This window comes from Polaribacter sp. HL-MS24, assembly GCF_032758595.1.
Classification (GTDB): domain Bacteria; phylum Bacteroidota; class Bacteroidia; order Flavobacteriales; family Flavobacteriaceae; genus Polaribacter.
Window position 1 is genome coordinate 94130 of record NZ_CP136415.1, and the last position, 23730, is coordinate 117859.

Genomic DNA, 23730 nt, shown 5'->3' on the forward strand with positions numbered 1-23730 from the left:
AAATTATCTGGCAAACAGGAAAACCTGTCGATGTGATTTTAAAAACTTGTACCGATGAGCAGATCGACCTACTTATTTTGGGCGCTTTACAGCAAGAAAATATCCTTAAATATTATGTGGGGTCTATTGCAAGAGAACTCACTCGCAAAGCCCCCTGTTCTGTACTATTGATGATAAAGCCCTCGGTTGTTAGAGTTGCCTGCAAAAATATTGTAGTCAATGGTTTGCACGATACAAAAACTGCAAAAACAATTGAAATGGCATTTTATTTTTCAAAACAACTGAATTGTAAAAAAGTGACCATTGTTGAGGAAGTCAGTCAGTCTGAATTGCACGTTGATGTTCATGACGATCGAACCCTTCGGAAATCGACCATTGTAAAAGAACGAATCACAAACAGAGAAGATCTTCGAGTCAAAAACATCTTAAAAGACATCGATTCTAAGGGGATTACGGTAAAAATGCAAAGTATTTTTGGACGAAGAGGCTATTCTATTGGACACTATGCCAAAGTAAAACGCGCCGATTTACTGGTGATGAATGCCCCAGAAAAAATACGGTTTATCGACCGAATTTTTCCTCACGATATTGAGTATATTCTCTCAGAACTTCCCACCGATGTTTTAATTGTAAAATAAATGAATCAAAAAAATACTTTCAAAACATTTTTGGGTCAAATTCCTAAAAACCTATTTTCTGGTTTTGTGGTTTCTCTAATTGCCCTTCCGTTGGGTTTAGGCTTGGCACTCGCATCTGGAGCACCTCCAATCTCTGGAGTTATTGCTGCTATTGTAGGTGGAATTGTCGTTGCTCTTTTAGGAGGTTCTAACGTAACCATCACTGGACTAGGAAATGGACTAGTGGTTGTAATTTTGGCTGCCATCACAACACTTGGGAACGGAAATATGTATCAAGGATATTTGTTTACCCTAGCTGCCATTGTACTCTCAGGAATCATCATGATTCTTCTTGGATTCCTACGATTGGGATCCTTGGGAGACTTCTTTCCTGCTTCTGCTATTCAAGGAATGTTGGCTGCTATCGGAATTGGAATATTCGCAAAACAGTTTCATGTAATGCTTGGTAATTTAGACGCCAAAGGAAGCATTGTCGAATTATTACTTCAAATTCCTGAAGGGATTTACCATTTTGTACAAACGGATAATACCAGTATTTTTTATGCAGGTCTTATCGGAGTTCTTAGTTTGCTGATTATGACTTTTTACAGTAAAATTCGAAACCGGTATTTTCAACTGATCCCTGCTCCTATGTGGATTGTGGTGATCAGTGTTGGAATGTATTACTACTTTGAAATGTTTAGTCCGGTGCACTACCCTATCGAAAAAGAATTATTAATTGAATTGCCTAACGATATTTTATCCAATTTTGCCTTTCCTGATTTTGGAATGCTCTCTGAATTGAGCTTTATCAATGCCGTAATATCCATCACCTTAATAGCCAGTATTGAAAGTTTATTAAGCATCAAAGCCGTAGATAAATTGGATCCCTTAAAACGACGTTCGAATGTAAATAAAGACATTCGAGCTTTAGGAATTGCAACTGTAATAAGTGGTTTTTTGGGTGGATTAAATGTCGTTACAGTCATTGCACGAAGCTCTGTCAATGTTCACAATAAAGGGAGTAACAGATCTGCAAACTTTTTTCATGCGGGATTCTTACTTCTTTTTGTGCTATTGTTTGCCTCTGAATTACGGAAGATTCCATTGCCAGCCTTGGCAGCAATCTTGGTCTATACAGGCTATAAATTGGCATCTCCAGAAAACTTGCAAAAAGTATTTCGAATCGGCTCTGAACAATTAATCATTTTCTTAGTTACCTTATCTGTAACCATTACAACCAGTTTGATTACTGGAATCTTGGTGGGAATTATAATTACATTGATCATTCACATCATCATCAATAAAAATGTGATGTTATTTCTCAAAAATGTCTTAAAACCAAACGTGTTGATGTTTACAGAAGACGGAAAATATTATGTAAGTGTAAAAAACTTCTCTTCATTTTTGAATTACACAAAATTAAAATCCAAACTCAACCAAATTCCAGAAACTCAAGAAACCATTGTCGATTTTTCATTATGTGATTTTGTAGATCATTCAGTGATGGAAAATATGAGTAGCTACGCAGAATCCTTTGCCAGAAAAGGCGGTCATTTTGAAGTTATCGGTTTGGACGATTCAAAATCGGGAAGTGAACATCCCTTTGCATTGCGTAAAATTTTACCAAAACAAATCGTTCCTAAACAAGGCGTTTTGACCAAAAGGCAAAAATCCATTCAACAAATTAGTGAAGAAATGCATTACAATTACGATGCTTTCTCGGATTTGGAAATGGAGGAATTGCCTCAATTTGGATACTTTAAAACCCGAAAAATTGACAAAATATCGAATGTATTGTCCAATGAAGATTGTACTCTATTTGATGTACAATTTTCAGAAGGAGAACTCATCGCAAAACAAGTCATTAAAATGACAATGTTGCACATTCACCCTCAAAAAGAGGTACCGAGTTTTACATTGGACAAAGAAGGAATTTTTGAATACCTCTATCATTTTGCAGGGTTTAAGGATATTAATATTGTTGGGCATCCCGATTTTAGCAAACGCTTTTTTTTATTGGGAAAAAACGAAGAAAAAATTAGAGCATTTTTTACAGATGAATTAATTTTGTTTTTAGAAAGTAACAAACAATATCATATAGAAGCTTCTAAAGTTGGTTTGCTAATTTTTAGCAGCGAACGTTTGGCAAGTGTTAAAGAAATGAAAGCTCTCGCCTATTTTGGATCGAGTTTGCGTAAAATCATCAAAAAATGTTAGGATTACAATTTGAAACTGCTACTTCATGGGCAGATATAGCCAAAGTGAATTTAGAACAGATCTTAACCGATCACGCTTTTTTAGAGCAAAAAGCAGCCTCCAATGCGGTATCGATCATCATCAATTATTCTGAGGAAACTGAGTTGGTTAAAGAAATGAGCAATATTGCCATCGAAGAAATGCAACATTTTAAAATGGTACACTTACTCATGGTAAAAAGAGGAATGGTTTTAGGTAGAGAACAAAAAAACGATTATGCAATTCGATTGCAAAAATTTTTCCCAAAAACAAAAGACCGAACCAATGCCCTAGTGCAACGACTTCTTATTGCTGCATTAATTGAAGCCAGAAGCTGTGAACGTTTTAAAGTATTTTCTGAAAACATGGAAGACGAAGAATTGTCAAAATTCTATACGAATTTGATGATCTCTGAGGCCAACCATTATACTACATTTTTAAAATTTGCAAGAGCCTATCAAGATCGAGAAATTGTCGATGAAAAATGGAATGCCTTGGTTGCTTTTGAAGCGGAAATGATGAAAGAACGAGGTTCTGAAGCAAAAATTCATGGATAGCATCCAGGCAAAAGCCTTCCTTTTTTTACTTTCAAATTATATTCACTTTCAAACTCCTTAAAAAATGTTCTCCAAAGCAGCATCTGAACAATTACGAAAAGAATTTTGGACTAGTTTTGGGAAATCATTTCCTAGAAAGTGGTTGTTATACAATACCAAAATAAAAGGGATTTCTTTTAAATTTCAAGCAGATACAAAAACAGCCTGTGTGTGTTTAGATTTTGAAAATCCAGACGAGGTAGCCAATATTCTGTATTATGATCAAGTACTGTCCTTAAAAAATATCTTAATAGCAGAACACCTTCCTGAAGTGATTTTTGATGACGAATATGTGTTAGATAACGGAAAAATCATTCAACGTATTTATATCCCTTTTGAAGAGAAATTCAGTATTCACAATAAAAATACTTGGCAAAAATGCTTTGAATTCTATGTAAAAACCATGACCGAATTTGAGTTGTTCTACAATGAATACGAGGATATTATTAAAAATATTTAACCCTTTCAAAGAAGATTGGGTCACAACTCTGTTTTGTTGCCCTTATCACTTTCCATAACCAAAATTACATCCGTATCTTTGTCGAATGATTCAAAATGACACTATTATCGCTTTAGCAACCCCGGCAGGTATGGGCGCAATTTCTGTGATTCGCCTTTCTGGTGAAAACGCCATTCAAATTGTAGATGCGCATTTTAAATCAATCAAAAAAAATAAGTCTTTAAAAAACGAAAAAACCCATACCATTCATTTAGGGCACATCATTCAAAAGGGAACGATTCTAGATGAAGTGTTGGTTTCGGTCTTTAAAAACCCTCGCTCGTATACAGGTGAAAATGTTGTTGAAATCTCCTGTCATGGCTCTACTTTTATTCAGCAAGAAATCATTCAGCTCTTTCTAAAAAGTGGGTGTAGAATGGCAGATAATGGAGAATTTACCATGCGCGCATTTTTGAATGGAAAAATGGATTTATCCCAAGCAGAAGCAGTTGCTGATGTAATTGCGTCCAACTCAGCTGCGAGCCACCAAATGGCCATACAGCAAATGCGTGGAGGAATTACCAACGAACTCAAAGAATTGCGAGCACAGTTGTTAGATTTTGCCGCACTGATTGAATTGGAACTTGATTTTTCTGGAGAAGATGTAGAATTTGCCGACAGAACACGGTTCAAAGAATTGGTTACAAAAATCTCTTTTGTATTGAAACGATTGATCGATTCCTTTGCTTTTGGTAATGCCATGAAAAACGGAATTCCGGTTGCAATTATTGGCGAACCCAATGTTGGGAAATCAACCTTATTGAATACACTTCTAAACGAAGAAAAAGCCATTGTTTCAGAGATAGCAGGGACCACAAGAGATGCTATTGAAGATGAACTTATTATCGAAGGGGTTGCTTTTCGTTTTATAGACACTGCTGGGATTAGAGAAACCCAAGATGTGGTCGAAAGTATTGGAATTCAGAAAGCCTATGAAAAAGCAGACAATGCACAACTGATATTGTTCTTAATAGACTCTAATAAATTTGCCTACGCTAGTGCAGAATTTTTAGAAGAAATTAAGATTATCAAAGACCGTTTCCCTGACAAACGCTTATTGGTCCTTGCTAACAAAACCGATACCTTGTCTTGTCATGATAGTGCTCTTTTAGAATCTGAAATTGAACATTTAATTTTACTTTCAGCAAAAAACAAAACAGGCATCGATGCATTAAAGGCTGAACTGACTTCCTTAGTCAATACCGGTGCGTTGAGTAATAATGAAACCATTGTAACCAATTCACGTCATTTTGAAGCTCTGAACAACGCCTTAACAGCCATCTCCTCTGTGCAACAAGGTATTGATTTAGAAATCTCTACCGATTTATTTTCGATAGACATCAGAGAATGTTTGCGTCACCTTGGAAATATCACCGGGGAATACGATGTAGACAAAGACATTCTAGGACATATTTTCTCTAATTTTTGTATCGGAAAGTAATTCTGTAAGCCCTCAAATAAAACAATACAGCGCACTCATTTTGGTGAGGTACCCTGGAGGTCGGATTGAAAAGAAGTATTTACTTTTTGAGGTCTTATACAAAAGTTGCCATTGTTAGCAGCTTTATTTATTTCATTTTTTTTACCATAGATCTAATTGGAATTACAGTAAAATGAAGTTGAAATTCGAGAAAGATAATCGCTTAGAATAGCGTTTTGGGACAAAACAAAAGCATACTTATTTTCAGAAATTAAAAACAAGTATGCTCTGTAGTTATTTCTGGGTCTTAAAAACTTCAGAATGATTTTTAAAGCACTTAAATTCGATCATATATCCATTTGGATCTTTTACAAAGAACGATAAATGCTCACCAACACTCTCCTTCATATAAGTAGTTTGTAGGGTCGCTCCAATATCCAATTGCAAGAGTCTGCTGTACAACTTTCCAAAATCGTCAATTGTAATAATGATGCCAAAATGAAAAGAGGGTAAAATTTGATCTCCTAAACGGTAGTTTTTAAAGTCAAAATTAAAATCTCCAGACTTAGTAAAAGTGATTTGATTTCCGAATAAATCGACATCAATCCACGTATTGGTATTTCTCCCAATGGGTGTTTCTAAAATTTTTGAATAAAAAACTTTCGTGTTTTCAATATCCCTACACGGAAGTGATAAGTGAAAATTTGACTCCATAATTATATCAATGTAAGTTTCTCTAATCTGAAAATGACGAGGTCATCATCGTCTAAATCATCAAAAATTTCTGAATAGACAATCTCAAAAGTTTTGTTTTTAAACGCATTGGATTTTAAATCAAATGCTTCCAGCACTTTTGGGTTAATTTGGTCAAAATCGATGATGTCTTCATTTTCCAAATGAAATACATATCCTCCATGTAAATACCCAACAAATTGACCACTAATGGTAATGGAGGTTGGTTTACTATACTTATTCATCCTATTTTTAATTAAAAATCATCAAAATCACTCTCGTCAAAAAAAACATCTTCATCGGAATAATCTTCCATAGCCTTCTCTAACTCATTACTAATTTTTACCAAAAAAATCGTGTCTTCTGTTCTTACCTCAACTGCGCTAATAGTTTCCGATTTTGAGTTTTGAAATTTTATAATATCAGTATAATCGTATCCATCGGGATACTTTTCAATTAACAAATCTAAAATATCTGCCGTCAGTTTAGAATAATTAACAATAACTCTTTTCATAGCTACATTTTTAAAAGATACGCGAAAATAAGAGGTGCTACAATGGTTGCATCACTTTCTATGATAAACTTTGGGGTGTCTATTCCTAATTTCCCCCATGTAATTTTTTCGTTGGGAACAGCGCCAGAATACGACCCATAACTGGTAGTTGAATCCGAAATTTGGCAAAAATAGCTCCAAAAAGGAGTATCATCTCTCTCCATATCTTGATATAACATCGGCACTACACATATTGGAAAATCTCCCGCAATTCCTCCACCAATTTGGAAGAACCCAATTCCAGTTTTAGAATTTTCTGTGTACCAATCTGCCAAAAAGGTCATGTACTCGATTCCCGATTTCATTGTGGAAGCGTTTAAGGTTCCTTTTAAAACATAGGATGCAAAGATATTCCCTAGTGTCGAATCTTCCCATCCTGGAACTACCATCGGTAGGTTTTTTTGAGCCGCTGCATACATCCAAGAATCTTTTAAATCAATCTCGTAGTATTCTTCTAAAACTCCTGACAATAATAATTTGTACATAAATTCGTGTGGAAAAAATCGCTCCCCACTATCTTGTGCATCTTTCCATATTTTGAAAATATGTTTTTGCAAACGTCGGAATGCTTCTTCTTCAGGTATGCAAGTATCTGTAACTCTATTGAGTCCTTTCAATAATAAATCCCACTCGTCTTGAGGTGTCAAATCTCTGTAATTTGGCACTCTTTTGTAGTGAGAATGCGCTACTAAATTCATAATATCCTCTTCCAAATTTGCTCCAGTACAAGAAATAATATGCACTTTATCTTGACGTATCATTTCTGCAAAAATCTTTCCAATTTCTGCTGTACTCATAGCACCTGCCAAAGAAACTAACATTTTAGATCCTTGTTCTAATTGCGTTTCATACCCCTTTGCTGCATCTACTAATGCAGCTGCATTAAAGTGTAAAAAATATTTTTCAATAAAATTTGTAATTGGTCTCTCCATTTTAATTGGTTTTTTTAGGAAGCTTTTTCACTTCAAATATATCAGTTCTTCTATCTCTTAAATTTCGTACGCTTCCAAATTGATTCAAGTCTTTCAACAAATCTAAATCTACGTCGGCAATCAAAATCATCTCTGTATTTGTGGTTGCCTCTGCTTTAATTCCATTTGCTGGAAAAGAAAAATCACAAGGGGTAAACACCATGGATTGGGCAAATTGAATGTCCATATTATTTAGTTTTGGTAAGTTCCCCACACTCCCTGCAATGGCTACATAACATTCGTTTTCTATCGCTCTTGCTTGCGCACAATGTCGCACTCTAGAATATCCATTTTGAGTATCTGTTAAAAACGGGATGAACAAGATATCCATTCCTTCATCTGCCAAAATTCTACTTAATTCTGGAAATTCTGAATCATAACAAATTAACACCCCAATTTTTCCACAATCAGTATCAAAGGTTTTCAATTCATCTCCTCCTTGCATTCCCCAAACTTTTGCTTCATCTGGGGTTACATGGAGTTTTTCGTATTTGTCAACGGTTCCATCACGTCTACATAGATAACCAACATTGTAGAGCATCCCATCTTTTAATTCCGGCATACTTCCCGAAATAATATTGATGTTATAACTAATGGCTAATTCAGAAAATTTCTGAACGATGATGGGGGTGTATTTTGCCAACTCTCGGATTGCCTCTGATTCGGGTAAATGATTATTATCAGCCATCAAAGGAGCGTTAAAAAATTCTGGAAACAATGCAAAATCTGAACGATATGCAGAAACTGCATCAATAAAATACTCTGCCTGTTCCATTAATTCTTCCAAATCCTTATACAAGCGCATTTGCCACTGAATTAGCCCCAAACGAACTACTTTCTTTTTAATCGCCGCCTTCTCAGTTTTCTTTTTATAATAGACATTGTCCCACTCTAATAAAACAGCAAAATCGTTGGAATCTTGATCTCCTTCCAAATAACCCTTCATCACTTTGGAAGGGTGAAAATCATTCGAAATTTGAAAATTTAAAACAGGATCATGAATTTCTTTACGCTTTACTTTTTCTATATACTCTCTTGGCGAAAACTGTTCAGCATATTTATGAAAATTTGGAATTCTTCCCCCAAAGGCAATTCCTCTTAAGTTTAATTTTTCACACAGTTCTTTTCGATAGTCGTACAATCTTCGACCCAATCGCAAACCTCTGTATTCTGATTTTATAAAAACATCTATACCGTATAAGACATCTCCGATATTGCTATGAGTATTGAACGTATAGTTTCCCGTTATTTCTTTGTAGGTATGATGGTCGTCAAACTTATCATAATCTACCCTCAACGATAATGCACAACCTGCCAATTCATTATTAATTTTTATGACAATTTGTCCCTCTGGAAATTTTGAAATAAGGGTTTGTATTTGTGCTTCTTCCCAATATGTATTTTGCATATTGGAGTAGGCCTCAATCATCGCTTGTTTTAGCTCTTGATAATCTTGGATCGTTAAATAATGTAATTCAATATTTTCAATATTCTCGATTTTCATATCCGTTAAAAATCAACTTCGTTATCATTGTCTTTGAACTTTGACAACTTGCTGAAAGGAGTGTTTTCTACATTCCCATAATCTTCTTCATCTTCTTGATCTGAAGAAAACTTATAACTCAACATTTTATAATACAGCTTGGCAGCTAAAAAATCTGATGATTTATCTTGAGGATTGGGGCACAATTCCACGATATCAAACCCAACTACATTTCGTTCTGTAAAGACTTTTCTCAAAAACGCTAAGGTTTCGTAATAAAACAATCCTCCTAGCTCTGGTGTCCCTGTAGAAGGCATGATTGAAGGATCTAAAGCATCTAAATCGAAGGTGATAAATACATTTCCAGTAAGTTGATCTAATACATCATCCATCCAATATTCATTGACAGCCATGTCATGAGCAAAAAAGACTTTCTCTTTATTCATTACACGAGTTTCAGAAATATCCATACTTCGGATACCTACTTGAACCAAATTTGTATTTTGATTGGCTTCATACACTGCGCAAGCATGATTGTATGGAGAACCTTCATATTCTTTTCTTAAATCTGCATGGGCATCGATATGAAGTACCGTCAGATTTTGAAAGCAGTCATTAAAGGCTCGAATCGTTCCGATAGAAATGGAATGCTCTCCACCGAAAATGGTTACAAATTTATTTTTGTTAATGTATTTTTTAGTCGTTTCATGAACTGCATTCACCATAGCTTCTGGAGAAGCATTCTCATAAATAGCTTCTGCTAAATACACCCCTTCTTTGTAGACCTCACTGTCTGTTTCAATATCGTACAATTCCATATTTTCTGAAGCCTTCAAAAATGCTTCTGGTCCACGGTCTGCTCCTTTTTGCTAAGGTGCTTGTTTCGTCGTAAGGAACTCTTAATAATACAATTTTAGACGTTTCTAACTGTGCATTAACTTCTGGAATCCCTGCAAATGTTCTATTGTTTTTCATAACCTAATATTGAGAGTAATTCTTCACTTTTTTGTTGTCCTTTAAATAATTGGGTTGTCATTTTTCCTTTTTTATCTCGCTGAATTAAGATGTGTTTTGGATGGGGAATCAAACAGTGTTGAAGCCCTCCAAAACCCCCAATAGTTTCTTGGTAGGCACCCGTATTGAAAAAACCGATGTATAGCGGTTTTTCTTTTTCATAATTCGGAAGATAAATTGCATTGGTATGCTGTTCAGAATTATAATAATCATCACTGTCACAGGTCAGACCTCCCAACAAAACACGTTCATATTGTTTGTTCCACTTATTTATGGGGAGCATAATAAAGCGTTTGTTGATTGCCCAAGAGTCAGGTAAGGTGGTAATGAACGAAGAATTGATCATGTTCCACTTTTCGCGATCATTTTGTTTTTTCTGGTACAACACCTCATAAACTGCACCTCCAGATTCTCCTACCGTAAAACTCCCAAATTCTGTAAAAATATCTGGAACGGGTACTTCTGCTTCCTCACAAGCTACTTTAATTTGATTGATAATTTCATCAATCATATATTGATAATCGAAGTCAAACGCCAATGAGTTTTTAATCGGAAATCCGCCGCCAATATTCAAACTATCCAATGAAGGACACACCTTCTTAAGCCTAATGTATACATTCATACACTTTAGCAATTCATTCCAATAATAGGCATTGTCATTGATCCCTGTATTGATGAAAAAGTGTAGCATTTTTAATTCTACCTGCGGGTTTTGAGCAATCTCACGTTCATAAAATGCTACAATATTCTTATAACCAATTCCTAATCGAGAAGTATAAAACTCAAATTTTGGTTCTTCTTCTGAAGCAATTCTGATGCCTACTTTAAATTTGCTTGTGGTTTCATCGAGAAGCAAGTTGAGTTCTTCGTAATTGTCTATAATCGGAATACAGTTGGTATGTCCGCCGTCAATTAAACTCACGATATTGGCGATGTATTGATCTCGTTTAAAACCATTACAAAGCACATAAGTATCCTCTTTTATCTTACCTTCTTTTTTTAAATTTTTTATGATATCGATATCAAAAGCCGAAGAAGTTTCTAAATGAATATCGTTCTGCAAAGCTTCTTCTAAAACATATTTAAAATGAGAGCTTTTGGTGCAATACGCATAATGATATTTTCCTTGATAATCTTGTGCAGTCATAGCGGTTTCAAACCATTTTTTTGCACGTTGAATATTTTCTGAAATTTTTGGTAAATAAGTAAATTTTAAAGGCGTTCCATATTGCTCAACCAATGAAGTAAGGTCGATATCGTGAAAAAATAAGTTGCCATTTTCTACTTGAAATTCTTCTTGAGGGAAGTCAAACGTTTGTTCTATTAAATCTTTGTATTTAGTGTTCATTTTATTTTATTAAAAAATTATAAAAAAACCAAAATGCTATCTGATAACTTGGTTTTACATAACCTAAAATAAAATAACAACTATACGCGGATTTTTAATAACACACCTTGGAGGATGTGATTCTGAAGTATATATAATGAAAGTAAATTGGAAGAAAACCTAATTTTTCTGTTGCACTTCTTAAATGCGATACCTCTTTTTATCTTCCATAAAAAGTCGTTTCCAGAATAAGTGAAATTGAACATTTAACCTATCATAAGTGCTTCAAAAATAGTTTTTTTTTAAATATGACAAACAAAAAAATAACGAATGCCATCATTTTTTTCAAAAAACTCATAAAAACCCTAATAGACATTGCTATTCGCAATTTCTGAAAAAGTAAATTTATGCTGAAATATTGTCTAAAAACGGCTAATTTTAGTATTAATTTTAATTAAAAAACAAGATTTTACATGTTCAAAAAGCATTTAAAGAGCTTACAAATTAAAAAAAACTTATTTTATGAAAGTTGTTTCTCTTTATCTCTTTGAATAGCTGATAGTTATCAAATAAGATTTTAACTTTTGATCAACTCATTTTCTAATTCTTCAAGTGATTTTCCTTTGGTTTCTGGAAGTATTTTTACCAAAACAAAGAATCCCCCAAGCGCTATAATTCCAAAGAGAAAGAAGGTCGTTGCATTTCCAAGATTAGACAGTTCCCAAGGAAAAATCAATTGGACTACAGAACTAATAAAAGAATTCACAAAAGCTATCATCCCAATTGCCAAACCTCTATATTTTAGGGGATATAACTCCGAAAGCAAGACCCACATTACAGGGCCTAGTGAAAAGGCAAAGCAGGCAATAAAACCTAAAATTCCAATCAATATCAAGGTTGCATTGATTGTTGTGGCAGCTTCTAAAATAGCACCATCATTTTTGCTGTAAATTTTATTTCCTAAAACCGATTTGACATCGTTCTTAAATGCAATATCACTCTGGTATACTTTTCCTGCAAAGGGTGCTAACTTTTCTGAATTTTGAAAATCAAACTGATTGATATTTTCATCACTCAATTGATAGGTTGCTTGATTAAAACCATAAGCACATAATAATAAACTGATAGCAATCCCTGCTGTACCTACTAAAAGTAAGGGTCTTCTCCCCGTTCTATCTATTAAATACATCGCAATAAAGGTGAAAATTAAAGTAACTGTACTCAATAAAATTCCTGAAGAAAATGCAGCATCTGTCCCAATTCCTGTTTGTTTAAATATTGAGGTTGCATAAAAATATACGGCATTGATTCCAGTGATTTGTTGTAAAACCCCGACAATAAGTCCAACGACTACCACAAATCGCAAGGATGGCTTCAAAATATCAATGATTTTTAATGCAGCTTTGTTCTTATTTGCGTGAACACTTTTTTCAATAGAAGCAATTTCCAATTCTCCTTTTGCAGTCCCGTGAATTTTATGCAATACTTTTTTTGCTGCTTCTTGTTCCTTCATCAAATACAACCAACGGGGACTTTTTGGAACAAAAAACAAGAGGATAAAATAAAACAATGCAGGAAATAACTCGACACCCAACATCCATCTCCAAACGTTTTCGTCTGTAAGAAAAGTACTGTCAACGGTATTGTATTTGTTGAAAAAATAATTACTTAAAAACGCAGCAAAAAAACCAAGCACTATATTCAATTGTTGAATCGCCACTAACTTTCCTCTATTCTCTGCTGATGAAATTTCTGCAATATACATAGGAGCTAGCACCAAGGCTGCTCCAAAAGCCAAACCACCAATCATTCTTGCGATGTACAACATTTCGTAAGAAACGGCCACTGCAGAAAACCCCGCAGAAAGAGCATAGAGAAATGCCACAAAAAGTAATAATTTCTTTCTTCCAACTTTATCACTCAACCTGCCTGAAAACAGCATCGCAATCATGGCCGCAAAGGAAGGAGAACTCACCACCCATCCTGATTGGATGTCATTTAAATCAAACTCAGGTCCTGCATACGACATCACCCCAGAAATAATTCCTGCGTCAAAACCAAATAGGAAACCTCCTAGTGCTACGATAAAACTTATAAACAGGGTGTAGTTTTTATGATTCTTCATGTATTTTTAAATTTGTGGGTAAAAAATTGAAAAACAATATTACCGCTTTTATTTTTAATTGATGTAATAAATGCGTTCGAAGAAAAAGGAATGCATGCAATTACCAGAATACAATCATATCAAAGTTTTGACTATTTTTGTGCAACGTGAAGCTTTCACAAGAACAAAAATATCAATTCGATCGTTATAGAAATTATGAAGAAAATACCCAATTACATACAGTTGATTCTGAAAAATATTTTCTGCTTATTTTTATTTGTTTTTTTACTTCGATGTCTGTTTTATTTTTTTGGAATTGACCTTCAAGATGCATCACCTGAAGAAGTGAAAAGAGCATTCTTTTTAGGAATTCGATTTGATGTAAAACTCGCTGTTCTTTCATTTTTTCCACTTTCAATGCTGATTTTAATTTCCAATCATCGTTTTTTTGAAAAAACTATTTTCAAGAAAATAAACAGCATATATTCAACTGCAGTCTACCTCATACTTCTTCTTTTTTATGTTTTTGATTTTGGATACCATGAATATTTGGGAATTCGATTGGATGCAAGTTCACTTCGTTTTTTAAGTAATTTTAAAATTTCTGCTCAAGTATTGTATGAAAGTTATCCTGTATTCAAAGGCCTTTTTGGTCTTCTTATTTTTGGAATCCTCATCCATAGGTTTTCAAAGTATCTGTATTCTTCCAACAAAAGAAATGCTGCTCTGCTTTCAAAAAAAGTAAAAGCACTGTATTTTGCAACTACATTTCTACTCCTTTGTTTTGGAGTTTTCAATAGCATTACACACTATCCTTTGCGTTGGAGTGAAGCCTTTTTCTCGAAGAATAATAAAGTCAATCAGTTTGGTTTGAATCCTGTTTTGTACTTTTTCGACAGTTTTGCTTTTAGAAGTGAAGGAGTGGTAATGGAAGACTTTAACAAGTACTACCCAGTCTTAGCTAAGCACCTCAACATACCAACAGAAAAGGTGTTGTTTGAGAAAAAAGTAGCATTCGCCAATCCTTTTAAAGAAAAGCCTAATGTGATTTTTGTAATGCTAGAGTCTACAGGAACTGCTACGATGAGTGCTTATGGAAATCCATTACACAGTACACCAAAAATGGATTCGATTCTTAAAGAGAGTTTGAGTTTTTCTAAATTTTACGTTCATAAACCAGGTACAGCTGCGAGTGTTTTTTCAAGTATTACTGGACTGCCAGACATTGACGATGTAAAAACAGTTTCTAGAAATCCGTTAGCCATCGATCAACGAATTATTTTTGACCAATATACTGGCTATCAAAAACGTTATTTTTTAGGAGGAAGTGCCAATTGGGCAAATATTAGAGGAGTTTTTCAATCGAATATTGAAGGCTTGCAAATCTTTGAAGAAGGTAGTTTTGAAGAAGAAATTAGAGCCGATGTTTGGGGAATTGACGATTACGATTTGTTTAAAGAATCGGACAAAGAACTTCAAAAATTACATCAAAATAAGCAACCCTTTGTGGCGTATATTCAAACGGCAACCAATCACATGCCTTTTACTGTACCCGATCAAAAAGAGGAATTTCGACGCATTTTAGAACACGAAATTACCGATGAAATCTTATTAAAAGGTGGATTTCGATCTTTGGGACAATTGAATGGTATTCGTTATTTAGATTTTAATGTCGCTCGGTTTTTAAAAAGAGCTCAAAAATCTGGCTATTACAACAATACTATTTTTGTCTTTTTTGGAGACCATCAAGGAGGAATGAAAAAGTTGAATTTTATACATAATAATGAAGATGCTTTAGAAATTCAAAGACATCATGTCCCCTTTTTTATTCATGCTCCTAAATATGTAAATACTGAAGTGTTGGATAAGTATGCGAAATTGATTGACATCTTCCCTACAGCAACCAGTATTGCAAAAATGGACTATACCAACTATACCCTAGGAAGAAACTTATTGGATACTAGCTATACAGATACCGCTGCTTTTGTATATCAAGATAGTAAAGGAGAAAGGGCAGTTGGGCTTATTAAAAACGGATACTATTTAGAAAAAACCAATAGTTCAAAAAAACTAAGCTTGTATCGTTTAAGCGATACGGGTGTTTTTGACGTAAAAGACAAATATCCATTGATTACACAAAGAATGGATAGCCTTTTATCTGGCTATTACCACAGTACAAAATATTTGTACTTTAACAACAAAAAGTTATCCAAATAGTTTTTGATCGACCTTTCTGTACAATAAAAAGTAGAGCCTTCCCAACACAATTCCTGTAAGAATCCCCAACGAGATGTCTATAGGGAAATGCACTCCCAAATACAATCTACTATAAGAAAAAAGCAGAGGAAAAACACACATCAGATACATATATTTGAAGTGATCTTTCAATAACAAAATTGTAAATACGGTAAAAAAGGTTGAAGTTGTAGCATGTCCAGAAAGGAAACTAAAACTTTGAGGTCTGATAAAGGTTCTTAATAGGCTTTGGATAGCAATATCATTGTTTGGCCGCAATCTTTCAGTTGAATCCTTAATTAAATTCACAAACTGATCTGAAAATGCAACCAATAGAATCATACAAAAAATGATGAAACCTCCTCGTTTCCAACCCTTGGATTTTATAACCAAAAAGAAGACAAAAATGAACAATGGGGCCCAGTGTAATTGATTGGTAATTGCCAACCAAAAAGGGTCCCATTGTTCAGTTCCTAAATTGTTCAAAAAGACTAATAATTCTTTGTCTTTTTGGATGATGATGTCTATCAAATTATGCTCCTACTTTTAAAATTTCTATCTCAAAGATGATATCTGCTTTGGGTGGAAATGGACCACCTCCCTTTTCGCCATAAGCGATATAATACGGTATGAAAAGCCGCGCCTTTTCACCTTCTCGCAATTGTAACAAACCTTCTTTAAATCCTGTGATCAAGGGCTTATCAGCATCATCGAGCTGAAAAACGAAAGGTTTCCCTCCTTCATCTAAGGTCGATTGCAAACGTTTTCCATTGGCTAAATACAACGTATAATGAATCGTAATGGGTTTATTGGCAACTACTTTTGGACCTGAAGTCTTCTTCAATTTTAACACTTTTAGTCCAGAAGTTGATGGAAATACTTGATCTGCCCCCATTTTGGTATAGGTCGCTTTTTTGTCGATTAAAAACTGATTGTATCTCGCCACCTCAGCTTCTTTCGCAGCTTGCATTCGCTGTTCTTCAGCTTTCAGAGCAGTTTGCGCTGCGGCAATAAATACTTTAGAGGCATCAAATCGTTTGGCTTTCTTCCCAAGTCGTATGATTTTGACAGACACAATTGTATCCGATTTCACAATGGAATCAACAACCTGTTGCCCTTTGATCACTTTCCCAAAAATACTATGCTTTCCATTTAACCATGGAGTTGCCTTGTGCGTAATGAAAAATTGGCTTCCATTCGTATTAGGTAGTCCAGGGTTTGCCATTGACAAAACACTAAGGTGCATCGTGCTTGTAAATTAAACCACCTACAGAATCCTTCGGAAACTCATCGGCAAACTGGTACCCGGGTTGTCCGCTACCTGTTTCTAGGATATCACCAGCCTGAATCATAAAATCAGAAATAACTCTGTAAAAACGAAGACCGTCATAATATTTTTTTCCCTGTAAGGAATCAGTAACTTTTGGGTGATTTCCTTCAGCTAGCCCCACAAAGTTAGCAACGGTTAGCGGTGTATCTTCTGCATACAATTGTAAAAGAATACTCCCCTTATTGGTGTGCATGTCAGCATAGAGTCCCTCATTTAAATCTTTGTAGGCAGATTTACAAGAGACGAATACAAGCAATCCCAAAAAGGCAACAAAACAATTTTTCACTGTAGTTATTTTACAATCTCTAACAATTCAACCTCAAAAATTAAGGTAGAAAACGGTTTGATTAATTCGCTTTTATTTTGGGCTCCGTATGCTAATTCTTGTGGAATAAAGAATTTGAATTTAGATCCAACATTCATTAGTTGCAAACCTTCGGTCCAGCCTTTTATCACTTGATTCAAAGTAAATGTCGCAGGGGTACCTCTATCAACAGAACTATCAAAGACCTGTCCTTCTATGTTGGTACCGTGATAATGAACTTTAACCTTTGCATAAGGACCAGCGGGTTGCTCCCCTTTTCCTTGCTTGAGTATTTGATACTGCAAGCCACTAGCTGTGGTCTGAATACCAGTCTTGTTTTTATTTTCTTCTAAAAAAGCAATTCCAGCTTTTTTAACTTCTGCAAATTTAACGGCTGCTTCTGCTTCCGATTCTGCAGACTTTGCTTTTCTTCTTGCTTCTTGCATTTTTTGAAAGAACGGATTCAGCACTCCATTGACTGATTGAAGGTCTTCTGGAATTAATAAATCACTTGAAGCCATTCCATTTCTAAAACCTTGTTGGAATAAGTGTACATCTGTCGAATCTAAGTTCTTCTTTATTTTAATTGCCATATCCAATCCTAATGCATAGCTTACAGAATCCATTTCAGTTTTTAAAGAAGAGCTATTTACTTGTTTGTTGCAGGATACTAAACTGAATAGAACCACTGCGAATGCTAAATTTTTAATTGTAATCATTTTCATTTTTTAATTTATTTTTAATAGTGTTACGGTACTTTTTATGGTTTGATTCATCCCAATTTTGTTTCCATCTCCTGAAATTCCAAAAGCATGGTAGGATGGGATGACAAAGATAACAGTTTCTCCAACTTTCATCAACTTTATTCCTTTTTGTAATGCTGAAATAAAATCTTCTTTGTCTACTAGATACTTTTTGAGACCCAGCTCTTCTTTGGTATAGATCGGATTTCCATACAAATCTGAAATTTGATATTCAAAAATAACTTCATCTCCAAGTACTGGAACAGAAGCATTATTGTGGACTTTTTTCTGATAACTATACCAGAACCCACTTTTAGATACCTCATAGATTTGTAAAGAGTCATTGGCGATGTAATCTTCGATTTTTTGGACTTCTATTTCGTTAAGAGCCTTTGAATGATCGACAGTTTCAGAAAGTAAGGTTGTCGATGGTTTTGGGTTCAAAGGTCTTCTTGCTTCATTTTTAGAACAAGCAACAAAAATCAAAATCAATACAAAAAGTCCTTTAGTTTTCATACGAAGCAGCTAACTCTTGTTGATATCTTGGCAATAAAGAGGTGAATTTTGCAATGGTTTCTTCCAACGATACATCTGACTTTCCTCCAGCAGCATTATCGTGCCCTCCACCTTCAAAATGATTTCTTGAAAATTGATTCACAGAAAAATCTCCTTTTGATCTAAATGAGATTTTAACAAGATTCTGTTCCGCATCTTCAATAAATATCGCTGCAAAAATAATTCCTTTAATAGATAAGGCATAATTGACAATCCCTTCGGTATCTCCTTTTTGGAAATCGAAACGGTTTTTCTCTTCAGTACTTAGGGTAATGAATGCCGTGTTGTATTCGGTCATGATCTGCATATTGCTCAATGCTTGCCCTAATAACAACAATCGATTGTAGGAATTAGCATCGTATACGTTATTGTGAATGACATCGTTTTGAGCCCCTTTGTCTATTAAATCTGCTATGATTCGATGGGTAGTACTGGTAGTCGAACGAAAACGAAAAGATCCTGTATCGGTCATAATCCCAGTATACAAACAAGTAGCAATATCGGCATCTATGAGTGCTAGATCGTTGTTCATTTCTATAAATTGATAGACCATTTGACAGGTAGAACATACTTCTACATCTGAATACATATAGGTAACCTCTTCAGGTTGTTGATGATGATCGATCATGGCAAAATCGTTTGGATATGCTTCCAACGTGTTTTGCATGTCAGATCCTACACGGTGGAGGGCATTAAAATCTAACAGAAAAATTAAATCTGAATTCGAGATGGCTCTCTGCGACTGACTGTTCTGCCAATCAAAACGATAGGTACTCTCCGAAATAAGGCAACCAGTGCAAAAAATGAGGATACTCATTCGGGACTACCACAGTAGCAGAATGCCCTTTCTTATTTAAATATTGAGCCAAAGCTAATGTTGATCCAATCGCATCACCATCGGGGTTTCTGTGCCCAATTACAACAATGCTTTTTGGCTTTTCTAAAAACCCCTGTAACGCTTCAAATCCTTTTAAAATCATAGGCAGCTAAGATACAATTTAATTAAAAAATTTATGTAGTTTTGCATCGATTTTGTGAAACATTTCACAAATAGACACAAGTAATTAAAAAGTCAATATGGCAACAAATAGAACATTTACAATGCTAAAACCAGATGCTGTTGAAAACGGGCATACTGGAGCGATTTTAGAAAAAATGAATGCTGCAGGTTTTCGAATTGTAGCATTGAAGAAAACACAAATGACCAAAGCAGATGCTGAAGCTTTTTATGCTGTGCATAACGAACGTCCATTTTTTGGAGAATTAGTAGAATTCATGACACGAGGTCCTATTGTGGCTGCTGTCTTAGAAAAAGAAAATGCAGTTGAAGATTTTAGAACTTTAATTGGTGCCACCAATCCAGCAGACGCTGCAGAAGGAACGATTAGAAAACTGTATGCAACTTCTATGGGAGAAAATGCCGTTCACGGTTCTGACTCTGATGAAAATGCTGCTATTGAAGCTAACTTTCACTTTTCAGGTAGAGAGCAATTTTAAAAAAATTCCACCACAGATAAAAAAAACTCACACCTTTCGTTGTGAGTTTTTTTTTGGAGTAAATTCTCTATCAGATCTATTCTGAACAGGTATTAAAATCATACCCCTCTCTAAAATAGGTTCCATGAAACGCATCGGAAACTGTCGTCCAAACTATCACGTTATTTTGGCATTTAAACGTTGGAGTTAATGTAGAAAAATTCCCAAAATTTAAATCAACCGTAATTTGATTGCCTTCATACCACCAGTCATTACCTACACGTCCGCTATCAATAAGGTCTTGTACTGACTCAAAAATTCCATCTGAGGAATACAAAGTATAGCGTTTGTTTTCTGTAAACTCATACATCACATTTCCTTGAAATCCATCGAGATTCCATCTTCCAATTACCGTTGCTTCGGGAGAATCCGCAGTAACGTCATTTGAGGAACACTGAAAAAGGGTACAACAAAATAAAATTACAAGTATATTTTTCATCGAAATTAGTTAAAAGTAAAAAAATTATATTGGGTAAGTTAAAAAAAAGAGACTCTTTTAAATCAACATCAGTTTTGAAATAATTTCCTCTCCGAACTCTTCATTCATTATTTTAATAATTTTATCTTTTCCATGACTCAACTCTTCACGTAAGACCGAAGAAGTTAGTTGGATGATTAAGGTTTTATTTTGCAAACGAACCGAACTGGTATAGCTTGCAACTCCTTGACCCATTAATTTATTCCAGGTTTCTTCAATCTTCATTTTCTGCATTCCTTTGCTCAAATTATTTTCATTGATAAAACTTTGCATTAAATCTTTTACTGAAAATGAATCGTTTTCTCTTTTTGTCATTTTTTTACTTTTTTTTTGAACCCCATATTCGGATTCCTTTGATAACTTTGCACCTTAACGATGAACTTATGGACTACAATTTAAAAATTTGATAAGGCTTCTGATGCTGTTTTAAAATATTTTCTGTTCGTTCCGAATGGGTATCTGTAATAAAAATTTGACCAAACTCATCATTGTTGACCAGTTCAATAATATGTGAGACCCTACTCTCATCTAGCTTGTCAAAAATATCATCTAAGAGCAAAATTGGTGTCACATTGCATTGCTGTTTGATAAATTCAAATTGCGCTAATTTTAAAGCAATTAAATATGATTTTTGTTGCCCTTGAGAACCAAATTTTTTAATAGGATAATCCCCGATTTCAAAACTTAAATCGTCTTTATGAATTCCTGAAGTGGTATATTGAGTAATTTTATCTTTATCTATAGATTTCGCCAGAAGATCTATCATTGAAAAATCCTGAAGCTGACTTCGATATTTTAAATCTACGTGTTCTTTATCCCCAGAAATTATTTGGTATTTCTCATTAAAAATAGGGATAAAAGCTTCTAAAAATGAATTTCTAACTTCATAAATTCTCGTTCCAAAATCGGCTAACTGTTCATCATAAACACTCAGGTTAAGAGCATCAAAAGTTCGATTGGCTGCAAAATACTTCAACAAAGCATTTCGCTGACTCAATACTTTATTATAAAAAATCAAGTCTTTGAGGTAACTTTTATTTTGTTGAGAAATTACACCGTCGATAAATTTACGTCGAGTCTCACTACCTTCAGTCACTAAGTCTCTGTCAGCAGGAGAAATGATCACTAATGGCAATTGTCCTATATGCTCGGAAAATTTCTCATAGCTCTTTCCATTTCTTTTTAAAACTTTTTTTTGACCTCGCTTCAAGCTACAAACAATCTTCTCAATTCGATCATTTAGAAAATAATCTCCTTCTACCATAAAAAAACCTTCACCATGCTTGATATTCTGTATTGCAACAGAATTAAAGTAACTTTTAGCAAATGACAAATAATAAATGGCATCTAGAACATTGGTTTTCCCCACACCATTATCACCCACAAAACAATTTATTTTCTCTTGAAAATCAAAGGATTGGGAATCAATATTTTTAAAATTAACTAAAGAAAGCTTCTGTAAATACATCAATAATAATTGGGTTAGAAAAGGATTCGCAAATTATTGAAAATTTAGCGAATTATACGCTTTTAAAATCCAATTAAAAAAACTATTTTTGTCGGCACTAATTTATTAAGCAAACATGGCTACATACAAGAAAAAAGGACACAAACCTACAGATAAAGGAGACCAACAAAGAGTTGATGAATCACAAAGTACTACTGCAGAAGTATTCAATATCTTAGATGATACCGCTAGTAAATCGGAACAATGGATCGAAAAAAATAGTAAACCATTATTTTATGGTTTGGTAATCATCGTTGTTTTGGGATTAGGGTTATTGGCTTATAATAAATTTGTTACAGAGCCTGCTGAATTAGCAGCTTCCAATGAATTGGCTTTTCCAAGAAAATATTTTAACGATGCCTCTGTTGCAGGTTCATCAATCGATTCTTTATTGAATTTAGGGTTAGAGGGTGCAGATGGAAAATATGGTTTTGTAGACATTGCCGTAAAATTTAGTGGAACAAAAGCCGGAAACTTAGCCAACTATTATGCAGGAGTTTCGTATTTACAATTAAAGGAATATGACAAAGCCATCGAATATTTAGAGAAATTTAATTCTGATGATGCGCTATTAGGTCCTGTTGCTTTAGGTGCAATGGGTGATGCATTTGCAGACATCAACCAGCCAGAACAAGCACTGGAATACTATACCAAAGCAGCAAACCTCAGAGACAACGAGTTTACAACTCCTTTATTTTTAGAAAAAGCGGGCTTTATTGCATTGGAATTAAAAGAATTTGCAAAAGCTGAATCGTTGTTTTCTAAAATTAAAGCAAAATATTCAAAATCAGAGCAAGGCACCAATGTAGACAAATACATCAATGCTGCAAAATATGCTGAATAGTCGTTCAGAAACAATTGCAAAAGTAATTGTGACAGAGTACTAGAAAACTTAAAAAATGGCAACAACCAATTTATCATCCTACGATAAAGCAACCATCCCAAATGCGAAACCATTTCGATTTGGGATGGTTGTTTCTGAATGGAATCCAGAAATTACTAAAAACCTCGAAAAGGGAGCTTTGGAAGCTTTTATTGACTGTGGTGTTTTAAAAGAAAATATTATTTCTTGGGAGGTTCCCGGAAGTTTCGAACTGGTGTATGGATGTAAAAAAATGATTGAATCAGAAAAGGTAGATGCAATCATTGCAATTGGAAATGTGATTCAAGGAGAGACAAAGCACTTCGATTTTGTCTGTGAAGGAGTTACCCAAGGAATTGTGGATCTAAACCTCAAATACGATGTCCCTGTGATTTTCTGTGTTCTTACTGACAACACCAAACAACAATCTATTGATAGATCTGGAGGGAAATTGGGAAACAAAGGAATTGAATGTGCTGTGGCAGCAATCAAAATGGCAGCAATCAAAAATGGAACCCTAAAAGGGAAGCCAATCGGTTTTTAACAAAACCCAAAAAATCCTCGCTTTCTTTTCTCAACATTTTCTGAAAAATCGCTTTTAATTCTGTAAATTTGAAAAGCACTTT

General features: G+C 34.5%; 24 protein-coding genes and 2 pseudogenes. 9 read left to right on the plus strand and 17 right to left on the minus strand.

The features are described from left to right. Positions 1–5 precede the first annotated feature (5 nt). The 5 genes from RRF69_RS00470 (at position 6) to mnmE (ending at position 5391) form a co-directional block, all read left to right on the plus strand. The gene (locus tag RRF69_RS00470) at positions 6–638 is read left to right on the plus strand and encodes a universal stress protein (protein WP_316941149.1); all 633 of its coding nucleotides are present in this window, start codon (positions 6–8) and stop codon (positions 636–638) included. Further along, a complete protein-coding gene (locus RRF69_RS00475; protein WP_316940047.1) occupies positions 639–2837 on the plus strand; it encodes a SulP family inorganic anion transporter in 2199 nt (732 codons plus the stop codon). Continuing rightward, on the plus strand, positions 2831–3412 hold the full coding sequence (locus RRF69_RS00480) for a tRNA-(ms[2]io[6]A)-hydroxylase (RefSeq protein WP_316940048.1): 582 nt from the start codon (positions 2831–2833) through the stop codon (positions 3410–3412). Before RRF69_RS00475 ends, RRF69_RS00480 begins: the two co-directional genes overlap by 7 nt. A gap of 64 nt (positions 3413–3476) precedes the next feature. Continuing rightward, a complete protein-coding gene (locus RRF69_RS00485; protein WP_316940049.1) occupies positions 3477–3911 on the plus strand; it encodes a DUF4268 domain-containing protein in 435 nt (144 codons plus the stop codon). A gap of 85 nt (positions 3912–3996) precedes the next feature. After that, complete coding sequence (mnmE, locus tag RRF69_RS00490; protein ID WP_316940050.1) at positions 3997–5391, plus strand: tRNA uridine-5-carboxymethylaminomethyl(34) synthesis GTPase MnmE; 1395 nt, start codon at positions 3997–3999, stop codon at positions 5389–5391. A gap of 273 nt (positions 5392–5664) precedes the next feature. On the opposite strand, the gene RRF69_RS00495 is transcribed toward mnmE, so the two are convergent. From RRF69_RS00495 to RRF69_RS00530, 8 genes and pseudogenes are all read right to left on the minus strand, one after another. After that, positions 5665–6084, minus strand: a complete 420-nt coding sequence (locus RRF69_RS00495) for a VOC family protein (RefSeq protein WP_316940051.1) — start codon at positions 6082–6084, stop codon at positions 5665–5667. A gap of 2 nt (positions 6085–6086) precedes the next feature. Continuing rightward, positions 6087–6347, minus strand: a complete 261-nt coding sequence (locus RRF69_RS00500) for a hypothetical protein (RefSeq protein ID WP_316940052.1) — start codon at positions 6345–6347, stop codon at positions 6087–6089. 11 nt (positions 6348–6358) lie between these two features. Further along, complete coding sequence (locus tag RRF69_RS00505; RefSeq protein WP_316940053.1) at positions 6359–6616, minus strand: hypothetical protein; 258 nt, start codon at positions 6614–6616, stop codon at positions 6359–6361. Positions 6617–6618: 2 nt separating this feature from the next. Next, the gene (locus RRF69_RS00510) at positions 6619–7587 is read right to left on the minus strand and encodes a deoxyhypusine synthase family protein (RefSeq protein WP_316940054.1); all 969 of its coding nucleotides are present in this window, start codon (positions 7585–7587) and stop codon (positions 6619–6621) included. Between the two features lies 1 nt (position 7588). Beyond that, positions 7589–9130, minus strand: coding sequence for a carbon-nitrogen hydrolase family protein (locus tag RRF69_RS00515; protein WP_316940055.1), 1542 nt, complete (start codon positions 9128–9130; stop codon positions 7589–7591). A gap of 5 nt (positions 9131–9135) precedes the next feature. Further along, positions 9136–10084 (minus strand): annotated as a pseudogene (gene speB / locus RRF69_RS00520) (agmatinase). After that, on the minus strand, positions 10071–11471 hold the full coding sequence (locus RRF69_RS00525) for an arginine decarboxylase (RefSeq protein ID WP_316940056.1): 1401 nt from the start codon (positions 11469–11471) through the stop codon (positions 10071–10073). The pseudogene speB and the gene RRF69_RS00525 overlap by 14 nt, the downstream one beginning before the upstream one ends. A gap of 556 nt (positions 11472–12027) precedes the next feature. After that, complete coding sequence (locus RRF69_RS00530; protein ID WP_316940057.1) at positions 12028–13575, minus strand: sugar porter family MFS transporter; 1548 nt, start codon at positions 13573–13575, stop codon at positions 12028–12030. 195 nt (positions 13576–13770) lie between these two features. On the opposite strand from RRF69_RS00530, the gene RRF69_RS00535 reads away from it, so the two are divergent. Then, complete coding sequence (locus RRF69_RS00535; protein ID WP_316940058.1) at positions 13771–15771, plus strand: LTA synthase family protein; 2001 nt, start codon at positions 13771–13773, stop codon at positions 15769–15771. Here the strand turns inward: RRF69_RS00535 and RRF69_RS00540 are convergent. The 6 genes and pseudogenes from RRF69_RS00540 to RRF69_RS00565 form a co-directional block, all read right to left on the minus strand. Beyond that, positions 15760–16320: a phosphatase PAP2 family protein gene (locus tag RRF69_RS00540; protein ID WP_316940060.1), complete on the minus strand. Its 561-nt coding sequence runs from the start codon at positions 16318–16320 to the stop codon at positions 15760–15762. The two genes, RRF69_RS00535 and RRF69_RS00540, sit on opposite strands and share 12 nt — an antisense overlap. 1 nt (position 16321) lies before the next feature. After that, a complete protein-coding gene (locus tag RRF69_RS00545) occupies positions 16322–17014 on the minus strand; it encodes a peptidylprolyl isomerase (RefSeq protein WP_316940061.1) in 693 nt (230 codons plus the stop codon). A gap of 10 nt (positions 17015–17024) precedes the next feature. Continuing rightward, the gene (locus RRF69_RS00550) at positions 17025–17405 is read right to left on the minus strand and encodes a peptidylprolyl isomerase (protein WP_316940062.1); all 381 of its coding nucleotides are present in this window, start codon (positions 17403–17405) and stop codon (positions 17025–17027) included. Positions 17406–17410: 5 nt separating this feature from the next. After that, positions 17411–18142, minus strand: coding sequence for an FKBP-type peptidyl-prolyl cis-trans isomerase (locus RRF69_RS00555; RefSeq protein ID WP_316940063.1), 732 nt, complete (start codon positions 18140–18142; stop codon positions 17411–17413). 9 nt (positions 18143–18151) lie between these two features. After that, a complete protein-coding gene (gene gldI / locus RRF69_RS00560) occupies positions 18152–18682 on the minus strand; it encodes a gliding motility-associated peptidyl-prolyl isomerase GldI (RefSeq protein ID WP_316940064.1) in 531 nt (176 codons plus the stop codon). Further along, a pseudogene (locus RRF69_RS00565) lies at positions 18672–19701 on the minus strand (DHH family phosphoesterase). The gene gldI and the pseudogene RRF69_RS00565 overlap by 11 nt, the downstream one beginning before the upstream one ends. 97 nt (positions 19702–19798) lie before the next feature. On the opposite strand from RRF69_RS00565, the gene RRF69_RS00570 reads away from it, so the two are divergent. After that, positions 19799–20218, plus strand: a complete 420-nt coding sequence (locus RRF69_RS00570) for a nucleoside-diphosphate kinase (RefSeq protein WP_316940065.1) — start codon at positions 19799–19801, stop codon at positions 20216–20218. Between the two features lie 76 nt (positions 20219–20294). On the opposite strand, the gene RRF69_RS00575 is transcribed toward RRF69_RS00570, so the two are convergent. From RRF69_RS00575 to recF, 3 genes are all read right to left on the minus strand, one after another. Continuing rightward, on the minus strand, positions 20295–20696 hold the full coding sequence (locus RRF69_RS00575; protein ID WP_316940066.1) for a hypothetical protein: 402 nt from the start codon (positions 20694–20696) through the stop codon (positions 20295–20297). 57 nt (positions 20697–20753) lie between these two features. Continuing rightward, positions 20754–21050: a DUF721 domain-containing protein gene (locus RRF69_RS00580; protein ID WP_316940067.1), complete on the minus strand. Its 297-nt coding sequence runs from the start codon at positions 21048–21050 to the stop codon at positions 20754–20756. 73 nt (positions 21051–21123) lie between these two features. After that, the gene (gene recF, locus RRF69_RS00585; protein WP_316940069.1) at positions 21124–22203 is read right to left on the minus strand and encodes a DNA replication/repair protein RecF; all 1080 of its coding nucleotides are present in this window, start codon (positions 22201–22203) and stop codon (positions 21124–21126) included. Positions 22204–22318: 115 nt separating this feature from the next. Between recF and RRF69_RS00590 the strand changes: the two genes are divergently transcribed. Both RRF69_RS00590 and ribH read left to right on the plus strand, forming a co-directional pair. Further along, positions 22319–23086, plus strand: a complete 768-nt coding sequence (locus RRF69_RS00590) for a tetratricopeptide repeat protein (RefSeq protein WP_316940070.1) — start codon at positions 22319–22321, stop codon at positions 23084–23086. 55 nt (positions 23087–23141) lie between these two features. Continuing rightward, positions 23142–23648 (plus strand): 6,7-dimethyl-8-ribityllumazine synthase, encoded by a 507-nt coding sequence (gene ribH, locus RRF69_RS00595; protein WP_316940071.1) that lies wholly within the window; start codon positions 23142–23144, stop codon positions 23646–23648. The last annotated feature ends 82 nt before the right edge of the window (positions 23649–23730 follow it).